This window comes from Candidatus Tisiphia endosymbiont of Metellina segmentata (assembly GCF_964030715.1).
Lineage (GTDB): Bacteria > Pseudomonadota > Alphaproteobacteria > Rickettsiales > Rickettsiaceae > Tisiphia.
Map to the genome: position 1 here is coordinate 1,524,061 of NZ_OZ034919.1, position 20,100 is coordinate 1,544,160.

The window sequence follows — 20,100 nt, forward strand, 5'->3', positions numbered from 1 at the left end:
AAATCAAACCATTATAAGTAATATTCTATTTGTAGTCAAGCGGTTTTATTTTCCCACTTTGGGAGAAAAACCCCGCACTTGCAGTGCGTCGTTTCAACATAAATTTTATAAATCTTATCTAGAAAAGATAAGATTTTTTAACAAAATCTTACACTTGACAGCAATGGTTCTGATACTGTCTTAGGAGTCAAGCACTAAATTTGGATTAAATGAGGTTTTATTTTTTACAACTCCAAAGATTATGTGTAATAGCTTTCTCATGATAGCAACAATGATAACTTTAGCAGGTTTACCCTTACTAGATAATTTTTGAGTAAATTCCTTGAATAGTGGGTTATGCTTTTTAGCAACTATAGCAGGAAAGTATAAGGCTTTACGCAAGTTAGAAGAACCAATTTTTGAGATAGAAGTTTTTCCTCTGACAGATGTGCCAGAAGTTTTATGTTTTGGAGTAAGTCCTGCATAAGCAGCTAATTGTCTAGCATTACTGAAAGATTCTAAGTCAGGAGCTTCTGCAAGAATAGCTATAGCTGTAGCCTTACCTATGCCTGGAATAGTTTGCATGTTATCTGCCTTCTGTTTTAGAGATGTGTTATTAGTCAATATCTTGTCTATCTCAAGTTCAATATTTTCAATCTCTTTCTTAATATGCTTAGCAAGTTTAGCATAACTAGTGCATATTGATTTTGGTAAGTGCTGTTTGTGTTCAAGGTAGTTTTGAGTTTGTGCGTGTTGCTTCTTGAGATTTTGCATACAACGATATAGATCCTGTAGATATTGCAATGCTTTATCTGTAGGAATATACGGTGTCAGATCATTCTTAATTGCGAATTCTGCAATGATCATACTGTCTACTTTATCAGTCTTATGGCGTGATAACTTGCTTTTTGCAAAGGCATTGATGCATGAAGGGTTTACTACACTTACCTCATGACCATTATTATATAAAAATATTATATAAAAAATCAGCAAATGATTTACCATAACTACCAGTAGCTTCCATACATGCAGCTACCTTAGTAACATCATGTTTTTCAAGCCACCTAACAAACATCTTAAAACCTTGTTGATTATTATCTATTTTTGTTTGATAATATTTTTTATCAACGAGTAGTGCTATTGATAAATCTAACTTTGAGACGTCAACTCCTAGGATTGGTTTGGACATTTACTCCTCCTTGATAAACCGTTGATTTGAAGTACTAGAAGGCTTTAGCTAACCATGTTTATACAGAATAAGCATAAGCTTTTCTTAAGATACTGTTCAGCTTTAGGCGATATGAAAGAGGGCTCTTATCAGAACCGCAGACTTAGTATCTAGTCGCATCTACAGAGTCACCTCTTTCTGCCTTCAGAAGTAAGCTAACTCCTCTGAAGACGTTTTTGCAAGTACTAAATTTGACCTGCAGTTACAAGATACATGTCGCATCTATAAATTATGATATACCAAAATTGTTACAACTTATATTTTGGACATTATGATGCCATTAGCATAGCAAAATTCTCAAAAGTAGAAAGATTATCATTAGCTCCAATTATTTGTCTTTTTTGAATCATACGAACATTTTCTATACCGGTAATAGTCATTTCTGCAGAATGAAAACTCTTAAAACCAAGCATTGGCTTTGTTCGTTTTTTGATAAACCTATGATCTTGTTCTACAAGATTATTTAGGTATTTGGTCTGAATAACCTTAATTTTGTAATCTTCAGGAACTTCTGTATTTAAATCATTAAGAGCAGCCGTATTACTACCGCTTTTATCAATTACTACTTTCTCAGGAAATTATTCTCTCTGAAGGCTTTACGAAAAAATGCAAGTGCTGCAGGCTTGTCTCTATGCTTACGTAGCAGAAAGTCTACAGTATTACCAAGACTATCCAGTGCTCTATATAAATAAATCCATTTACCGTTTAATTTAATATAAGTCTCATCCATTCTCCAACTACTACCAACTGGCTTCTTTCTTTTTCTAACCACCTGATCTATCAATGGTACAAATCTTATAACCCATCTTTGTAATGTAGAGTGATCAATTTTTGCTCCCCTTATGCTCATCATTTCTTCCAAATCTCGATAACTTAAAGAAAATCGGCATTTCATATAGACAAATAACATTATTATTTCTGGTGAAGAACAAAATCCTTTGAAATATGGTAATACTCTTGGAGTAATACGAAACATCTTAACATCTTTTTTAGGTCATTATATCAATCTTTTTTCTATTGTCCAACATATGCGACATGTATCTTGAGAGAGCAAGAAAAATACTTGCAAGAATGCTTTCAAAGGAGTTAGCTTACTTTTGAAGGTAGAAAGAGGTGACTCTGTAAATGCGACTAGATATTAAATCTGTGGTTCTGATAAGAGCCCTCTTTCACAAGCCTAAAGCTGAACAGTATCTTAAGAAAAGTCTATACTTATTCTGTATAAACATGGTTAGCTAAAGTCTTGTTTCCTTTTTTAAACCTCATCTTCCAAGGAGCAATATAATGTCTAAACCAATTTTAGGAATTGATGTATCCAAATTAGATTTAACTATTTCCTTACTCATTGATAAAAATCATTATCACACTAAAGTATTGGACTTTGGACAAAATAATTTAGCCTATATTTAGCAACTTATAATCTATATGAGATATAAAGTAATTTACTTGAGATTGCAAAAATATTAACTATAGATTGATAAACTTTTTAAGATTATTATTAATCTATAGTTAATATTTTTACAATTTTAGGTAATTATTTTATATAATAGATAAATTATAAGTTGCTAAATATAGGCTAAATTATTTTGCCCAAAGTCCAAATACCACTGCTATGTTGTTTTCATTACTATGAAAACACATTATGCATGCTTTCCAACTTCAACAATAAGTGTGGGGTACCTATGACATTAGGCATTCATGCCGTAATATTAAGCTCTGCACTTGCAGAATGGTTAACTTTTAAGATAAGAGAGGCTTATCTTTTAATTCTTGATCAAAAATATTTCGACCAATTTTAGTCCATTGGTCTTTGATATGTGGGAACTCTGTTAATTCATTTTTCAAAGAGACTAATGCTCCAAATAAACTATTGGTAGGTAAGTCATCAAGCTTTGCTTTAGCAATCAATCCGCCCAGTTCAATTAAGCGACGAGTACGCATTTTTCTTTCTATAATTTTAATTTTAGCTTTCTTTTGTTGTAATTTTAATCTTTGTTTTATGACATTTTCCATATAAGTATAATATTCTAAAAATTATTGCTTACATGTCATGAATGCACAATAAATTTAAGAAGTCCAATGAATTATAGAGTTTCAATAAAAATTATTCATATTTTTTTCTGAACCAGATAATTGATACAACAGAAGACGACAAGCAATAATAAATGGATAGGATAATTCAAGAATCCCCACTCCTACCGAACCAGCAAATTAATATAAACGAAGATATTGCGATTATTTTAAGTAGCAGCTGAAAAGCTACAGAGAATAGGTTATTAACCTAACTTCAGATTAGGTTAATACGCAATATATAAACTAAAGTTTATTGTTTTTTTGCTGGTTCATTTGATCTAGATTCTACTCGATGATTTAAAATTAGCATGGTAATGTAATGCAAGATTGAGATAATGAACAGTAAAGAATTATGGCGATACAATTTGCAAGGATCGAGATAGTAAATAGAAGCTCAGGAGGAAATAGCTGTTGTAAAGCCGCTTATAATGCGAGGATGATTATTAAAGATCATCAGACCAATGTTACTTATAATTTTGCTAGAAAAGGAGATAACGTCTATCATACAGTTTTACTACCTAGCTATGTAGATCGAAGATTTAAAGACCCTGAAATATTAATGAATGAGGTAGAGCGTACAGAAAAAAGAAAGAATAGCCAGTTATTAAAAGATGTTGTTATAGCCTTGCCTGATGATAAGGAGCTAGATTTACAAGATAGAATAGCCATTACCCATGAAATAATAGAAGAGATGGCATGGGTAAAAAATGGTTTAGGAGTGCAAGTAGATATACATAAACCCCATAATGGAGAACGAAATTGGCATGCTCATCTGCTTGTTACTACTAGGAGATTTACAGAAGACGGTAAAAGTTTAGGAGCAAAAGCAGTAGATTTAAATCCTGAATTTAAAAAAGTTAACGGTAAAGCATTTATTATTCCAGAATCACAGATGATTCATCAGAGAGCCAAAGAAGTAATGAATAGATATTTTGCTAAATTAGGTTTAGAAACTAGAGTGGATTCAATAAGCATGATGCCACAACAACATCTTGGTCCTGTGAGAATGAGAAACATCATTAATGAAATAGCAGAGCAAAATGAGCTACGCAAGCTAGCTCATCTAAAAATTATTAAAGATAGTGATGGGGTATTAAATCGTATTATAAGACATCAAGCTATTTTTAGTAAACAAGATGTAGTAAGAGCGGTTAAAGAAATTCAAGGAAAAGAGGAAAAGCAAAAATTAATTCAAGGCGTATTAAATTCAGACAGGTTAGTAAAACTATATAATGAAGATGGCAAAGATACTAAATATTATACTACTTGCGACGTTCGAGAAGAAGAAACGCGTTTACTTAGAATAGCTAATAAAATTCATGATAATATCAACTATCATATAGTCGGTAATATAGCAAGTTTAAAAGAAGATATAGCAAAACTTTCTAACATTAGCGAGTCTCAGAGAGAAGCACTACAACATATTTTACTGCAATATAATGGGATAAGAATGCTGCGTGGTAGAGCTGGTACTGGTAAATCACAAATACTTGCTACTGCCTATAAACTTGTTACTAACCATGGACAAAATATTATAGGGCTTAGCCCTACTCATAAAGCTGTATCAGAGCTAAAAAGTAAGGGTTATCAACAATGTTACACGGTAAAGGGATTTTTATTTAAATTGTATAATGGTAAAATTACTCTGCCAAATAATAGTTTGCTAGTAGTAGATGAAGCAGGAATGGTGAGTAATAGTGATTATTTAGAATTATTTAAGATAGCAAGAAGCTCTAATTGTAATTTAATATTAGCAGGAGATGAGAAGCAACTAACCTCAATCGAGCGAGGTGGAATGTTTGAAATATTTGCCAGTACATTTGGTTCATATGTACTTAGTGATATTAGAAGACAAAGCCAGCAATGGGCAAGAGAAATGGCTTTATGTTTTGCTAAATCAGATATTGCAGCTGGGATAGTGTTATTAGAGAGGCATAATGGGTTAAAGATTGATCATACTTTGGAAGAATCAATGGCAAGATTGATTAATGATTGGAATAGTAGCAGATTTACTCTACAAGAACGTTTAATAATTACTGTAGGCAACCAAGAAGTAGATAGTATTAATCAAGGAATAAGAGGATTATTAAAAGCAAGTGGATTACTAACGGGTAAAGAATATCGTCGCTTTATTCTAGGCTCAAAATCAGATAAGCAATATGAAGATTATATGGTAGGAGATCGTATTTTATTTAAAGTGACTAACAAAGAGCTACAAATAGAAAATGGTGAATTTGCTACTCTAGTTTCAGTAAGTAACAATAAGTTTGTCGCTAAAACAGATCAAGGCAGAGAAATAGAATTTAATCCAGAAAATATCAGCTTTAAACACGGCTATGCTTCTACAGTCTATAAAGCTCAAGGAGCATCAATTAAAGATGTATATGTTTTGCATAATCTAGCTGGTAATGTTCGGAACTCTTATGTTGAAATGACCAGGCATATAGAACAAGTAAAGCTGTACTGTAATAGGCAAGCTACAAGAAATATGGCAAGTTTAATATCACAACTTGCTAGAATAGATAATAGACTAGCAAGTATGCATTTTAAAACTTTAGAAGATTTAAACAAAATGCATGAAGATAAGAATCCTACTATCATCAATAAACTAGGTAATTGGTTTAAATATGTAGCCAATGACATAGAGGATAGATTGCATAATAATAAGCAATATTATCAACCTAAAGTAACAGCAGAGTCACTTGTTAAAGTAGTAGAAGTTTTGCAGCAGACTAGCATGAATCTTGCTCAAAATAATCAACTGCAAGAAGGGTTAAACAACTCTTGTCAAATGTTAACTAATAGTAATAAACAAGAGCGAAGAATAAATACTAAGTTACAAGAAGATATTATGACAAATTATACTTCTACTCAGGATAATATAAAAAATAAAAATATGACAAATAACATTAATTATGATTTTATTAACAAGCAAGAAAGTTTAAAGTTGAAGCAACTACTATCTTTCAAAGTTGAAGACATAGCACATAGTCTTCTTGGTAGACCAAATGAGCTTTTATCTAATAATTATATATTACGCTGGGAGAAAGACGGTAAAATAGCAATGAAGATTAAAGGAAGCAAGTCTGGAATATGGTACGATTTTAGTAAAGGTGAAGGTGGAGACTTATTTACCTTAGTACAGAGAGAAAGAAAATGTAACTTTATTCAAGCTAAGAAATATTTACAAGAAATGGTTGGTATGCCAACTGTCTATAAACAAGACCTACTAGTAGATTTGGTAGTAGATAAGTCTTACAGGCAAGCTAAAATCCAGAATCAACAAGAACAAGACAAAGAAGCAGCTAAGATAAAACAAGCGGAAGGATTATATGAAAAATCAAGTTCTGTACTATATTCTACCAATAATAATGTAGCTAGACAATATTTAGGTAAGCACCGTGGAATTGAGGTAGTATTAAAAAAATTTCAATTAAGCCAAGACCTTAAAACTAACATGATGTGGGATAATGGAAGCAAACAATATTATCCAGCCTTAATTGCCTTCGCACGAAATCAAGAAGGTAGAATCACTGGTGGACAATCGATCTATTTAAACCAAGAAACAGGTGCTAAAGCTGATATTGCCGTTAATAAACGTTCATTTGGTAAAATTAGTGGTTCTTTTGTGGAAATTCAACAAGATAATCAACAGGAGAATAAGTTAAGGAATAATATAACAATTATAGCAGAAGGAGTAGAAACAGCTTTAAGCTTGCAGGAAGCAGGTATTAAAGGTAAAATCATCTGTAGCTTAGGGATAAATAATATCAAGAATTACCAGCCTACAACAGGCGAGAAGATAATTATTGCTGCCGATAATGATGGACAAAGTAGAATATCAGTTAATAGTGTCACTAAAGCTAAAGAACAATTAGCAAATAAAGGGGCAGTAATATCGGTAATAATGCCGCAAGATATAGGGGATTTTAACGATATGCTCAAAACTAAAGGAGTAGAATCTATTAAAAATCTTATAGAACCTGAAATAGCAAAATTAATAACAAATGAAACACTAAACGAAAAAACAACTAAATTTACTGAGTCATTAAAACCAATTTACAATAGTAAGACTGATAATAATCAGTCACAAATCACATCTATAGAGTTAGAGCTTAGAAAATCAGCAAGTAATAATATGTTACAGGAGTTTCAACAGCAGATAAAATCATTAGAAAGATTTACTACCAAAGAGAATATAAATACAGCCTTACAAATATATAAGGGAAAAGGCATAGAGTCTTTTATTAGCTATAGTAATGATAGTTGTTCCAAAGCTATTGAGCAAAAAATAACAAAAGATTTGCAAATAATGCAGAATAAGTTTGACCCTAATTATAATCTTAGTACTGTTAAATTTTATGATATAGTAATAAATGATTTTAAAGGTAAAAGCTACTTAGTAGCAGAAGATTACTTGGTTGCTATAGGCAAAGATAAACAAGTGATGCAATATATTAATCCACAATCAGTAATAGGTAAGGAAATAAAAAATGAATTACAAAATGCGGTAGAGACGCAGAAAAATCAAGGAATAATAGTTAAAGGTACTATATAGGTTATATTAACAATAATAATAATTAACTAATTAAGAATATGTCAAACCAACTAAAACATGATGCATTGTTTAAAAAGATAATGGTCAATCAAATAGCAGCCCAAGAATTTTTGGAGCATTATTTACCAGAAGAAGTTAAGGAAATAGTTGATTTAAGCAAAATAACAATAGAGAAAGAATCATTTGTTGAGGATGACCTAAAAAGAGCTCTTAGTGATTTAGTCTATTCTGTTAAGACTAAAGATAATGATCAAGCCTTTGTTTATGTGTTGATTGAGGCGGAGATAAGACCAAAATATTGGATGGCACTCAAATTATGGAAATATATGTTGTTATTAGCTGAAAGACATAAAAAAGGTAGAAATAAATTACCGTTGATAATACCAATGGTGTTTTATCATGGTACTAGAAGGTTTAATGTGCCAAAGAATTTGTTTGAGTTGTTTAGCGATCCTAAACTTGCAAAGCAAGTAATGTGTGAGGATTATAAGCTAATAGATTTACAAGCAATGTCTGATGATGAGATAAAGCAGAAGCAACATTTTGGCATGTTAGAATTTATGATGAAAAATATACAGAAGCGAGATATATTGAAGTTGTGGGATGAACTTTTAACAAATTTTAAACCATATATTAGTATAGATAAGGCAACAGGCTATATTTACATAAAATCATTTTTATGGTATAGTGACGCTAAGATAGAAGAAGGTAGGCAACAAGAGCTAGAGAAGCTAATAGCTAGTCATTTAATTGCAACAGAAGAGGAGAATATTATGAGAACTATTGCTGAGAAATATATTGATGAGGGTGTAGAAAAGGGTATAGTTCAAGGTATCCAGATTGGTGAAGCTAAAGGTATCCAGCTCGGTAAAGCTGAAGAAAGAGTTGAAATAGCAAAAAAAATGTTAGTTCAAGGTTCTGATTTTATTTTTATTTCTGCTGTAACTGGTCTTGACAAATCTTTTATTCAATCTCTTGCTCAGAAAAAATAATTTATTTTTAGTAATATTTTTGATAATCCAAGAAAAATCTTTATGGTTACTAATAGATTAAAAAATAAATCCAAATTAGCCATTTAGAGAGGGTTTATAGTGCGATTTCCTCTTTTTATGCATTTTTCACATAAAGCTACTTAATCCCTCTAAAAACGCCTTAAAATAGTTTTTGATATTTTAATGAGTTTGCAAATTCATTGTGAGTTTAGTAATAGGAATATTACCAGCAAGCCTAACATAACAGGTAAGGTCTGGTAGGTTCATAATTTCAGATGGCATTACTAATAATTTCTTTCTCTCTATGTTGTTAATATTTACTCCATCCCGCATAGTGTTAGAGCCATAAGAAAGATTTTCTTGTGTTTCAATGATTTCCTGCTCACCAAGCATTAAAGCGCTTCTATGAGCTGTTTGTTGGTCACTAACTCGAAAAATAAACTTACTGCTAAATAAATCAAGCATCGAGCTACTGCCGGCAAAACCATATATTTCCTCTAGCTGATAAATATTCTGCATACCAGCAACAAAACATCCGCCATATTTACGTGCTTCAGCTAAAACAACTGGCAAGGCAGGTATTTTTTGTAAGGCTGGTAGTTCATCTACAATAAACCACATATTGTTATTACCTCTGGTATTCCTATCCATTAGAGCTTTGATAGCAATACTTATCCAAGCAGAAATTAATGAACGCAATGTTACTCTTTGATTAGGTGTGCTAGTTATAAATAACCAACCTGTTTCAACTGGATCACTAAACCATCTTCTAATACTAAAATTACCATTAGGCTTTAAATGTTGTAGAGCAGCAATATTTTTACCAATAGTTGCTTGAATACCGGAAGATGTCTCGGGTGCATTATTACTTATTATACCTGCTACTGCAGTATTTTTAAAAATTCTAGCAAATTGTCTATTATCAGAATAGATAATGCTATCAATTAGCTTTTTTATATCTTTACTATCTTGATATAGTTTTAATCCTTCAGATAAGACTAGCTCGGCATTCTTAGCAAAAAAATCATCTAACCTAGGATTATAGCCGCTAAAACTACTTGCTATATTATCAAAATCAGCAATCTCATAACAATCATTCCAAGGCAGCCAATGCTCTGTACAATCTGCAAAGGGGTTAAGTAATTTATCACAACTAGAGTCAAAAAATCTATCAACAAAACTACCGGTCAGATCAATAATAATGGCTCTATCTTGTTGTCTTCTAATTTGTGGTAGTAACTCATTTAGCAAATTAGTTTTACCGCTGCCAGTAGTACCAGTAATTAGAATATGTTGCCTCTCACTATTTTTAACTAACGGCAAACCAGCAAATTTAATTTTTGAGGCTTTGTTATTTTGATGCAGGATTTTAGCCAACATTTTAGCTTCTACAAAATCCGCTCCCCTAATTTTATCTTGACGAATTGTTTTTTTGCCTTGGTAGATAAAGAAGATTGTGGAAGTTATTATCCCAATAGTAAAGATAATTACTACTTCTAACCAAGCTGAATATAATAAAAATTGCCCTATTTTCTCAATCCTTGCTCCGTGAGGTGTAACATACCAGAACTTATCAATGAAGCTTCGAGCATTACGATAAACCCAAGCTTTTTGTTCTAAATAATAGAATTTGATACCTATTTGATTAACAGGATAAAAATATTGTCCTACTGCAAGTTTTAACTGAACATAACGCTCTATTATAAAATAATAAAAACTAATTAAGGATAATTTCTGATATATACGCCATATTAGCCAACTGATAGTTAGTACTAAGCCAACCATAACAGCATTTATACTTCCTTGTCCAAACATTCTCAATTGATGAGCAAAGATTTGTGAACCTCGAGTAAAGTTATTTTGATTATGATTTTGATAGCTCATTAAGTTTGTTATCAGTTTATAAATTATCTTTTAATATCTTTAATTTCTGTTCAAATTCATCAGCCATACGATTGTTACCTAATTGCCGTAAACCTGTAATTATTTTTTCATATTCTTCTATAAGATTAGATTTATATTTAAGAGCTAAAGTAAAGTTTTCTTTAGCTTGTTGATGTTTTCTTAAATTGCTTAAAGATATGCCTTTTTCTAAATAGCTTTCTGCAAAATCAGCTTTATACTTAATAGCTAAATTATAGTTTTCTATTGCTTTTTGATGTTTACCTAATTTTTCAAAAGCTATGCCTTTTTCTAAATAAGCTGCTACATAATTAGAATCATATTTGATTGCCAAATCACAATTTTCTACGGCTTCCTGATATTTCCCTAATATATTCAATGCATATGCTTTATTATAATATGCCATTACATGATTGTAGTGATATTTAGTAGCTAAATCATAAGACTTAATTGCTTCCCGAAATCGTCCTAAATGTAATAAGGATATTCCTTTATTGTTGTAGCTCTCAGCATAATTAGGTTTGTATTTGAGAGCTAGATCATAGTTTTCTATCGCTTCTTGGTGTAACCCTAAATACATTAAAGATATCCCTTTGTTATAATAGGCTTCTGGATATTGGGGATTATATTTAAGAGCTAGATCATAGTTTTCTATTGCACCTTGATACTTTCCTAATTGTTTATAAGATATTCCTTTATTATTATACGCTGCTGCAAAATTAGGTTTATATTTGATAGCCATATCATATAACATGATAGCTTCCTGATATTTCCCTAATTGTTTATAAGATACTCCTTTATTATTATACGCTTCTGCAAAATTAGACTCATATTTAATAGCTAAATCAAAATTTTTAATGGCTTCTTGATAGTTGCCTAAATCATTTAAAGTCATGCCTTTATTGTTGTAGCTTTCAGCATAATCAGGTTTATATTTAATAGCTAAATCAAAATTTTTAATGGCTTCTTGATATTTTCCTAGTTTAAAAAAAGACCTGCCTATGTTAAAATATTCCTCTGCTAAAATATGGGGATCTTTAACTTTACTTTGTTGATCTAGGTTATTTTGCTGCTCTTTTATATTAACATCTTTATCTAATAACCTATTTGTTTCTGCAACAGTAGCGTTGGAGAATGTTAATGGTAAAATAGCTATGACTATCAACTTCTTGATATTTAACATAAATTTATTTCCATAATGTTTATTAACTTTCATTATCCTTTTTATATCCTGGTAGTTTTATATTTCTTTTCTTAATTGCCTCTTGACTGATTCCAAAATTATCTACTACTTGCTGAGCAGTTCTAACAATTGTAGAGTCTGGAATCTTATTAAATTCATCTTGAATCTGCCGAGTTTTATCTGTTATTTTATCAGGTAACTGATCAAGATTTTTTACTTTTTCTCCTTCACTAGCAGTTACATTATTGGTAAATATTTGTTCTATATTTTTATCATAAATATCATTTTTTCTATTATCAATAGTCGCTTGATCATTTAATTGTTTGATATTTTTATCAAAAGTTGATCGTAGTTCCTGTTTAGATGGAATATTACTACTACTGCTAGAACTAAGAGTTTTAGGCACAATATTGTTAATTTTAGCTATATCTAAAGCTATTTGCTCTGCCTCGTGTTGATGACTATTTGCCCATTTAGCTGCTTGCTCTTTGCTGGTAACTCCAGGAATATTTTTTGCTACTATGCTATCCAGTACTGGTGCATTTAAATTACGATCAATAGTAGCAGAATTTTGTGATACATAATTGATATTATAACTAAGCTGCTCCATATTTTGCTTGGTTCTAGCTATTTCTTGTCCAACAGATTGTTGCTCAGAAAAATTACTATTAAGATTATTACTTAGTGATTGCACGTCACTATTAGATTGGTTGAGTCTGCCTTCTTTAGTAGCACTTTTAATTTTTGATAATGCTTCATTATATGATTGTTGCTGATTTACGGATTTTCCTTGCTCTTTTCCTTCTTGATTAAATGATTCAACACTTATTCCTCCTGTAAATGGTATATTTATACCGACACTTGCATTAGTACTAGTTCCCTTTTTATTGTGACTGACAGTATGCTCTGTAGCAGACTCACTATCTGAATTCGTTTGCTGCAATGCTAAATACTGACTATCAGTAATTCCTATAGATTTAGCTTCCTCATAACTTAATCTCTTACCTATCTCAGTTGCTAAAGATTCTCCTGTTGTAGTCAAATCACTGTACCTATCAGTTAATCCATCAAGATAGCTTTGTGAGCTGGTAAACTGACTTTGATAGCTATCTTGTAATAATTTAGAGGAGCGATAATTATTTACCAGTGAATCTACTGCCTCAGTAAGTAGCTGTCTGCCACTATCAGTACTGGTTACTCTCATACCTCCATCATCAATAATACCTCCTGCCATTTGTAGAGTTGGGGCTAAACTCTGCTGGGCGATTGTTCTATTGCCGATACTGTAATTATCCATGCTGATATTATTATCAGCAATGTTTGCTCCTATACCACTTGCCACTGATATTGGAGAAAATTGGTTAGCAAGCGTGGTAGTAGCGTGAACGCAACCCTTTAATACTGCCCAAGATAACATGGGGACGCAAGCAGCTAACATCTGAAAGGTAGCGTAACTATGCAGAATCATTTCAGAAAAACTTCCTTGGGATAAGATATTTAAACCAGTTAATCCACTAGAGCCAGATTTACCAGCTAAACTAATCATCCCCAAACAATGAATGATGGTAAAAAATACAGACCAGCTTGTTACCCATATTATTAAAATTATCCAAGTTTTTAATATGCTATAACCACCAGGCAACATACTCATTGGAAATACTATAAAGATCATGCAGGTAACAAGTGCAAAAAATACAGACTGCAATATTGGCATAATAGTTGCTGCCATTTCTCCGGCTACTAAATAAGAGAATGATTGTTGAAACAATCCACGAGTAGCATTCATACTAACTAGTTGCGGATATATTCTAGCTAATGAAAACTTTTCCCGCCAATCATCATAGGCTTCACGGTTAGCATTTAACAGCATTGCTTGTTTCATCCACTGATGAATATCTGTTTGTTCCTTCTTGAGATATTTCAGCGTATCGCCAGTCATAGCTTTTAATCTCTGGTTTAATTGTTCTGGTCTGTCAGATTGCACCCCTATGCTAGAGGCAAATTTAGTTAGTAACCCCTCATGTAACTCTTTGTTAATAGCTGCCTTGATTAATGGAGTTACTTGCCTACAAGTTTTAAAACTAATAGCAGAATTACTTGGATCTTTGTAGTATATACCAAAATTATTTGGCATGTTTTGTTCTATAAAACCAATTATATCATTTGTTTTTTGTGCTGCTCCTTTTTTGCCTAAAATATTACCAATAACATAAGGTTTCATAAAACATTGTCGTAAAAACTCTTTACTATTGGTTAAAGTTATTGGATCTTCTATTTGAAGGTCTTTAATTTTACCTACAGCTTTAGCACCAAACATAATGCCATTTTTTCTACTAGATAATCCCTCATCAGCAGGCAAAAGGTGTTTTTCTAGCATCTCTGATAAAGTATAACTGATTTTTGATGCACTAGAGGCAAAAAAAGCAATACCAATTGGAATATTATCAATTTTAACAGGAGCACTCATCGATATTTCATCTTTAAGCCAAACAGTAGCTTTTGGTGTAAATAGAAACACAAAAATAAAAAAAGATGGGAAAAACCATTCCATGGCAAAAATACCAATATTCCCTTTAAAAATAGCTCTAGTTGCAGCCCAAATACCACCCAGGCTTAAAGCAAATTTACCTACTGGGGTAAAATATTCGCTATTTGAGGCAAATACTCTACCTATGCCATTAAATATATGCCATAATATATCTCCTCCACCAAATGTATGTATTACGTAATCTACCATTTTCCCTACTGTATCATAATTTCAGTGAAATTTAATTTTAAAATTCTAGCTTCTTTCCTTAACCATTAGATGTTGTTCTATTAACCTAGCTCTTTTATCTATCTGATTGCTACTTGTCAGCATGTTACTCCATTTCTCTTGAGCAAAAATTTGCACTCTATCTAAAGATTTTAAATATTCTACTAAATGTTGATCTGTAACTTGCTTAGTTTTCAGCAGAGTTACTGCTTTACGTACTTCAGATATTATTTCTTTCAAATGCTGCAATAAACTATAACTAGCAATTAATTCTGATGAACTATCTAAAATAGTTACTCCTGAAATTGATTCTAAAGTAATATAATCATAAATTGGAAATGCTTCACCGATCGATGACAGGAACATGATATCTATATTATTAAATTCATTATTACTAGCAAGCTTACTTTTTAAATCATCTAATTTTATTTTAGCTTTGCCTTGATATGATTGCTCTGGTAGAATACTAATATTCCGCTGTAATGTTGGATTTAAACAACTACTATTATCACAAGCATAAATTGAGGCAGATGCTCCGCCTTTTAAATGAGTTATCCAGCTTTTTTCATCTTTAGCCAGTGAGTCAAAGAAATAAACATTATTATCCTTGATGATAATAGTACCAGTCATTGACATTATGGCATTTCTCATATCTGGTGGAATACCTACTTTTTCTGCTGCTTTAATAAAGATATTATAATTGTTTAACATTAATTCTGGATCTTTATTTTGTGCTTGTTGCAATGCTTGCTTTTGCTCTAAGTCATTACGACATCTCTTACCAGCAGCAAAATAATCCATACCAGATTGTGCTTGCATATCCTTACAAACTGATTCTCGCATAGCTGAGTCTTTTGGTAAGCTTGAGGCAAATATAGCTTTAGTTAGCTCACAATCACCCTTAGCAAATTGATTCATCTCCATAGCAAGGTTACGTAAATCCTTAAGACCATTCTCTATTTGTGGAGCAAAAGTCTTTAATCCCAAAGAAAAAACATATGCTTTAGATTGAGAGCCAATATTTTTCATCAACTGTACTAATTCTTCACCGGAAATAATTGAAAAACTACCAAGATAGGCATCAATTCCACTACAGCTCATGGTTAAAGATGGTGGAGTCATGCTAATTGGGTTAAACGATGTTTTACTGGTACGCATTGATAATCCTCCTGCCGCATAATAACCAGCTGCTTGATCTTGGTAAGAACCAGGCTTAGTAACGTTCACGCTCATCCCTTGAAACACATCTCCAATATTCCACGCTAAAGCAGTTGGTACATGAATCAACAATATTATGACTATTATACTAAAATATAAACTGCTACTTATAGTTAAAGTGATATTTTTTATCATTATTTTCACTTTTTGCTAAATTTTGATAATGTAGATCAATAGTCATGATATTCTCAATAATCTTATCTTCCGAAATTATTTCTCTAGCTACCGGATATATTCTTTTACCGCTACTATCAACCAAATATAATATTGGCACAATATTCTCAGGATTTAAAGCTTGTAATAATCCAGTATCTTTGCTAGTTTTAATATTCTGAAAATCTGTACCATTGTTAGAAACCAACAATAGCTGAAAACCATATTTGCTAGCAAATTGCTTAGCAATAGGAGCAAAAGCTTGACAATAAGGACAATTGTTACTCACCTGTAAAATCAAACCCCAATCTTTGGCTAAATTGATTAGTTTGTTATTATTTATTTGTTCAGTTGTTTCCTGATATAATTTCTTATGTAAACTATTACTTGGTTCGTTGTTATTGAGTAAACTAGGCTCAATTAAAGTTGCTAATTGCCACATAGCAGCAAATTTTTGCGACTTCTCCATTATTATTTTTTGCAATTTTTGAGCCTTGATAACATTCTCTAAAGTTGGATTATCAAGTGCCTTGCGTTGAGCATTGTTAAACTTTTGCTTTAAGCTCTCTATTCTTTGGTCATGAGGTTGTTGTTTTTTTCCTATTTCCGATGATAATTTTGACCTACAATATGCTGGTGATTTGCTCATTGGCTGTTCACTATACCACAAAAACCCATGCGGTTCTTGCCATGGATTATTAGTAAAATTTTCTGTCTCTATTCTGCTCATATCGGTAGCTATTTCCTTGGTAGTGAAAGCAAATGATTCTGTTTGCCAATAATTAATTAGAATTAAAGCTGTTACTATGGTTATTACTCGACTTATTGTTACACACATTATTACTCATGACTTTAGTCCCTCAATATGATAAATTATGGTTATTATTCCTGCCATTAACTGGTGTTTGCTTTTGGATTACTGGCATTTGATTATTTATTTGTTTTGGAAAACTCTTGCCCATCTTATTTTTAGCATCAAACAGTAAATCAGCAAATAATTCTTCTAAATCAAACTTTGAAAAATCGACTCGACGTAGTTCATCTACAGTAAATCCGCGACAATTTGGATATTTACTAGAACCAAAACTAATTCCTAATTGATTTCTACCTTGCTCTTGAAAAACCCTTGCCAGCTTGGAATTAAAACAACAATAGGTGGATTTTTTAGTTAAACATTTCTTAAATATTGGATCTCGCTGACTACAATAAGTGCCAACAAAATAGCATTGTCCTTTCCCTCTCTTTAAGGCAAGAGCTTTCTCTCCTGCTTTGCATCTAGCTAGTCCCAAATCCTTTCCCCAACCTTTCATTGAAGAACAACAATTGAGGAAATTAACAATATTCTTCCTACAACCATTTGATTCTCCCTTAAAGACATAAATTGGGGTACCTTGCATATCTTTTTTCATCTCATTCAACATGGCTAAATAACCAACATTTGATATATCATTATTTTGCTCAATTGTCGGTGTATGACAATCTCCACCTAAACAAAAAATAGTTGCACCTGCTAAGGAAGAGCTTAAGCTCTTCTTCTCACCAAAACATCTATAATTCCTTTGCCATAATAAGCAGATATTACCATTTCTGTTTAAACAATTACTATTTTCCAACTGGCATCCTTGGGATTTCAAATGTTTACAACCATCTTGTGGTTCAGAGTAACATTGATAGGTAATTTTCTCCTTCCAACATGGACGGCTTATAATATATTTATCAAAAAATGTCTTATTACCACTTTCCAGACAAACTCGATTTATTTCATGACATTCATTCGCTTCTGCTAATTTTTCTGCTTCTTCAGTGATAACTTGCCAATATTCGCCTTTTTCTTTAAATTCTTTTATTTTTTCTCGATACTTATAATTAACTGTCGTAGCAGTAGGTATGGTTATAGGATAAAACAACAGATTTCTCTCCTTTTCACTATAGCCAACTTTTATCTCACCAATATTTTCGAGTAAAGTATGTTGCCGAGTTGCAATCATCTCTCTTAATTGTTGTTGTACATTACCATCTTCTTCCCTTATTCTCTGATATTGTGCTCTCCACCAATTATTTTTATCGTAGTAATATTCCTTAGTTTTTAGTTCAGTCCAAGTCTCATCAATATCATCCTCACTTATCGCCATACTTCGATCCTGCCAATCTCCCCATCCTTCAAATAATCCACATTCTACGACTAATTGTTTGATGATATCTATCTCAAACTCAACACCTTCCCTGCAACTCTTATTGATTTTAGTCTTAGTCACAGATTCACTAGAACTAAAATGACTTCCCTCTGTATGTCTTAATGGATTTTCTTCAATCCTCTTGGCATTAACTAGCAAAGGATTTTGGTTATTTAAATCATATTCCTTTAAGGCATTTATTTTCTTTACTTCATTTTGTTGGATAAATTTACCCTCTTCACTATTATTTAAAATATTTCCACCTTTATTAGTTAAATCATTATCTCCCATATTAGTTAAGTGTGATACATTAGCATCTTTATCAAATATTACTTTATTACCAGCTTGATCAGGATTACCAAGCCTTAGACTGTTTCTATATTGCTCTGCCTGATTGTAACTATTTTGCATGCCATATGCTAAAGTAGAGGCTGGTTCATAAGTTAATAATAACAAAGCAATCATAATAAAAACCACATAATTACAGCAATGTTGTATCAATTTTCTTGCTCCATCAGTTCTATAGCTTTCATTAAAGCTATATGACCAGTTAGTTTCTTAACTCGTCCTTGACCATTATCTACTATTATTACTGGTACAGAAGTAATTTGATATTGCTCAAACAAATTCGGATCAATATTAAAACTAATAGCTAATTCATCAGCTTTTGCCTTAGTTTGCAAAAATGAATTATTTTTAAGTCCACGCATTACTAATATTGCTGAGGCTTGTTCTGCTTCAATAAAATAGCTTTTTAATGCTGTATCTGGCATCGAAAATGAGACAAAAATATAGGTTTGTGCTTTCGCTAAAGCATTAGTGCTACTTAAAATTAGTAATATTAATAATAATTGTTTTTTTATTGTAAACATATTAGTTCAATTAATAATTAAAAAAGGCAGCAATTTCTTTTTCTCCAAATTAAATAGCCAAAATCTTCTCCTTTAATTGGAAATTCTCTGCCTGCTTGCCACATTACTTCAGTCTCACCAATCTTTTTACAATCATTAATTTCTGGAATCGGATAGGTCATTTGCAACCTATATTGGCTCTTTTTAATTATTGGCATTGGATATTTACCACATAATCCTTCATTGCCTACATAACCCCATAATAATAATTCTCTATGTATCTTAGCTATGAATTTTGCTACTATTAATACTGAAGTGCCTACCCCGCCGTTATGATGCCCTGTAGTACCAGTAAACGGATAAATAGACCCTTGACAGCCAGCACACCAAAATAATGCATCACTTGCAAGATTACCGCTACTACAACTTATACAATCAGCAATACAAGCTGATTGAGCTATAATATTACCAAATAATAAACTTTCAGGATTTAATATGGCAGATTTAGCATCATCTCCCCACAATGGGTCAAACTCAGTTAAATATGCTACATCAACTGAACTCATCTCTAAACAAGCAAAATCCAGTAATATCTCAAGCCAATAAATAACTGGATATATGTACCAATGAACATGATAGAATGCTGAACCTTCTTTATCATCTTTTATCCCTCTTTGACTACTTGTTCCTAGTTGCATGCCACCAAGGCTCACCATACACATTGGTGATTTAGTCACATCTACTAATCTTACTGGCTCCCAAAAACCAATCGGAATACCAGGAACAGGCACTGAAATACCTGGTCTTGGACAAAAACACAATATATTCCTTGGTGAGTTTGTATCAGCCATAGGGCTACCAACTATTTTTACTCCTCCTATAGTAATTGGAAATAAACATTTCCAACATATATCAGTAATTGGATTAACAAACCTTCCTACACAACCAATTGATGCATATGTAGAATTAGATGCTATAATGATAATTATACACATAGTTATCCACAATGCTTTTTTTCTTAGTACCATTAGCTT

The 20,100-nt window shown here is 32.0% G+C and carries 15 protein-coding genes; 3 read left to right on the forward strand and 12 right to left on the reverse strand.

Annotated features, from left to right (window positions below; translation table 11 throughout):
- Positions 1-180 precede the first annotated feature (180 nt).
- From AAHM80_RS07860 to AAHM80_RS07870, 3 genes are all read right to left on the reverse strand, one after another.
- Positions 181-984, reverse strand: a complete 804-nt coding sequence (locus AAHM80_RS07860) for an IS110 family transposase (RefSeq protein ID WP_342259829.1) — start codon at positions 982-984, stop codon at positions 181-183.
- Entirely contained in the window at positions 941-1,168 is a 228-nt protein-coding gene (locus AAHM80_RS07865; protein ID WP_342259830.1) for a hypothetical protein, read from the reverse strand. Before AAHM80_RS07865 ends, AAHM80_RS07860 begins: the two co-directional genes overlap by 44 nt.
- Positions 1,169-1,476: 308 nt before the next feature.
- Positions 1,477-2,183, reverse strand: a protein-coding gene (locus AAHM80_RS07870; protein ID WP_342259831.1) for an IS6 family transposase whose coding sequence is annotated in 2 segments (ribosomal slippage) — positions 1,477-1,784 and positions 1,784-2,183 — 708 coding nt in all. Because the reading frame shifts where the segments join, the coding sequence is not laid out codon by codon here.
- Positions 2,184-2,491: 308 nt separating this feature from the next.
- On the opposite strand from AAHM80_RS07870, the gene AAHM80_RS07875 reads away from it, so the two are divergent.
- Positions 2,492-2,617 carry a hypothetical protein gene (locus tag AAHM80_RS07875; protein ID WP_342259832.1) on the forward strand — a complete coding sequence of 42 codons (126 nt, stop codon included), beginning with the start codon at positions 2,492-2,494 and terminating at the stop codon, positions 2,615-2,617.
- A 330-nt stretch (positions 2,618-2,947) separates the two neighbouring features.
- Here AAHM80_RS07875 and AAHM80_RS07880 read toward each other — a convergent pair whose 3' ends face one another.
- Complete coding sequence (locus AAHM80_RS07880) at positions 2,948-3,220, reverse strand: conjugal transfer protein TraD (RefSeq protein ID WP_342259833.1); 273 nt, start codon at positions 3,218-3,220, stop codon at positions 2,948-2,950.
- Between the two features lie 412 nt (positions 3,221-3,632).
- On the opposite strand from AAHM80_RS07880, the gene AAHM80_RS07885 reads away from it, so the two are divergent.
- Positions 3,633-7,838 carry an AAA family ATPase gene (locus AAHM80_RS07885; protein ID WP_342259834.1) on the forward strand — a complete coding sequence of 1,402 codons (4,206 nt, stop codon included), beginning with the start codon at positions 3,633-3,635 and terminating at the stop codon, positions 7,836-7,838.
- Between the two features lie 38 nt (positions 7,839-7,876).
- Positions 7,877-8,830, forward strand: coding sequence for an Rpn family recombination-promoting nuclease/putative transposase (locus AAHM80_RS07890; RefSeq protein ID WP_342259835.1), 954 nt, complete (start codon positions 7,877-7,879; stop codon positions 8,828-8,830).
- A 180-nt stretch (positions 8,831-9,010) separates the two neighbouring features.
- On the opposite strand, the gene AAHM80_RS07895 is transcribed toward AAHM80_RS07890, so the two are convergent.
- The 8 genes from AAHM80_RS07895 to traU are packed head-to-tail and all read right to left on the reverse strand — an operon-like array spanning position 9,011 to position 20,094.
- Positions 9,011-10,714 (reverse strand): type IV secretion system DNA-binding domain-containing protein, encoded by a 1,704-nt coding sequence (locus AAHM80_RS07895; protein ID WP_342259836.1) that lies wholly within the window; start codon positions 10,712-10,714, stop codon positions 9,011-9,013.
- A gap of 16 nt (positions 10,715-10,730) precedes the next feature.
- Entirely contained in the window at positions 10,731-11,948 is a 1,218-nt protein-coding gene (locus AAHM80_RS07900) for a tetratricopeptide repeat protein (protein ID WP_342259837.1), read from the reverse strand.
- Entirely contained in the window at positions 11,938-14,652 is a 2,715-nt protein-coding gene (locus AAHM80_RS07905; RefSeq protein WP_342259838.1) for a conjugal transfer protein TraG N-terminal domain-containing protein, read from the reverse strand. The genes AAHM80_RS07900 and AAHM80_RS07905 overlap by 11 nt, the downstream gene beginning before the upstream one ends.
- Positions 14,653-14,697: 45 nt before the next feature.
- A complete protein-coding gene (locus AAHM80_RS07910; RefSeq protein WP_342259839.1) occupies positions 14,698-16,023 on the reverse strand; it encodes a conjugal transfer protein TraH in 1,326 nt (441 codons plus the stop codon).
- The gene (locus tag AAHM80_RS07915) at positions 15,992-16,879 is read right to left on the reverse strand and encodes a conjugal transfer protein TraF (RefSeq protein ID WP_342259840.1); all 888 of its coding nucleotides are present in this window, start codon (positions 16,877-16,879) and stop codon (positions 15,992-15,994) included. Before AAHM80_RS07915 ends, AAHM80_RS07910 begins: the two co-directional genes overlap by 32 nt.
- Positions 16,880-16,901: 22 nt before the next feature.
- Positions 16,902-18,716 (reverse strand): conjugal transfer protein TraN, encoded by a 1,815-nt coding sequence (gene traN, locus AAHM80_RS07920; RefSeq protein WP_342259841.1) that lies wholly within the window; start codon positions 18,714-18,716, stop codon positions 16,902-16,904.
- Entirely contained in the window at positions 18,713-19,087 is a 375-nt protein-coding gene (trbC, locus tag AAHM80_RS07925; RefSeq protein ID WP_342259397.1) for a type-F conjugative transfer system pilin assembly protein TrbC, read from the reverse strand. The genes traN and trbC overlap by 4 nt, the downstream gene beginning before the upstream one ends.
- Before the next feature lie 17 nt (positions 19,088-19,104).
- Entirely contained in the window at positions 19,105-20,094 is a 990-nt protein-coding gene (gene traU / locus AAHM80_RS07930; protein WP_410521501.1) for a conjugal transfer pilus assembly protein TraU, read from the reverse strand.
- Positions 20,095-20,100 lie beyond the last annotated feature (6 nt).

Bases quoted from the DNA above. Each gene is read 5' to 3' on its own strand.
- AAHM80_RS07860 (WP_342259829.1), bottom strand. From the start codon at position 984: ATGGTAAATCATTTGCTGATTTTTTATATAATATTTTTATATAATAAT.
- AAHM80_RS07865 (WP_342259830.1), bottom strand. From the start codon at position 1,168: ATGTCCAAACCAATCCTAGGAGTTGACGTCTCAAAGTTAGATTTATCA.
- AAHM80_RS07875 (WP_342259832.1), top strand. From the start codon at position 2,492: ATGTCTAAACCAATTTTAGGAATTGATGTATCCAAATTAGATTTAACT.
- AAHM80_RS07880 (WP_342259833.1), bottom strand. From the start codon at position 3,220: ATGGAAAATGTCATAAAACAAAGATTAAAATTACAACAAAAGAAAGCT.
- AAHM80_RS07885 (WP_342259834.1), top strand. From the start codon at position 3,633: ATGGCGATACAATTTGCAAGGATCGAGATAGTAAATAGAAGCTCAGGA.
- AAHM80_RS07890 (WP_342259835.1), top strand. From the start codon at position 7,877: ATGTCAAACCAACTAAAACATGATGCATTGTTTAAAAAGATAATGGTC.
- AAHM80_RS07895 (WP_342259836.1), bottom strand. From the start codon at position 10,714: ATGAGCTATCAAAATCATAATCAAAATAACTTTACTCGAGGTTCACAA.
- AAHM80_RS07900 (WP_342259837.1), bottom strand. From the start codon at position 11,948: ATGAAAGTTAATAAACATTATGGAAATAAATTTATGTTAAATATCAAG.
- AAHM80_RS07905 (WP_342259838.1), bottom strand. From the start codon at position 14,652: ATGGTAGATTACGTAATACATACATTTGGTGGAGGAGATATATTATGG.
- AAHM80_RS07910 (WP_342259839.1), bottom strand. From the start codon at position 16,023: ATGATAAAAAATATCACTTTAACTATAAGTAGCAGTTTATATTTTAGT.
- AAHM80_RS07915 (WP_342259840.1), bottom strand. From the start codon at position 16,879: ATGTGTGTAACAATAAGTCGAGTAATAACCATAGTAACAGCTTTAATT.
- trbC (WP_342259397.1), bottom strand. From the start codon at position 19,087: ATGTTTACAATAAAAAAACAATTATTATTAATATTACTAATTTTAAGT.
- traU (WP_410521501.1), bottom strand. From the start codon at position 20,094: ATGGTACTAAGAAAAAAAGCATTGTGGATAACTATGTGTATAATTATC.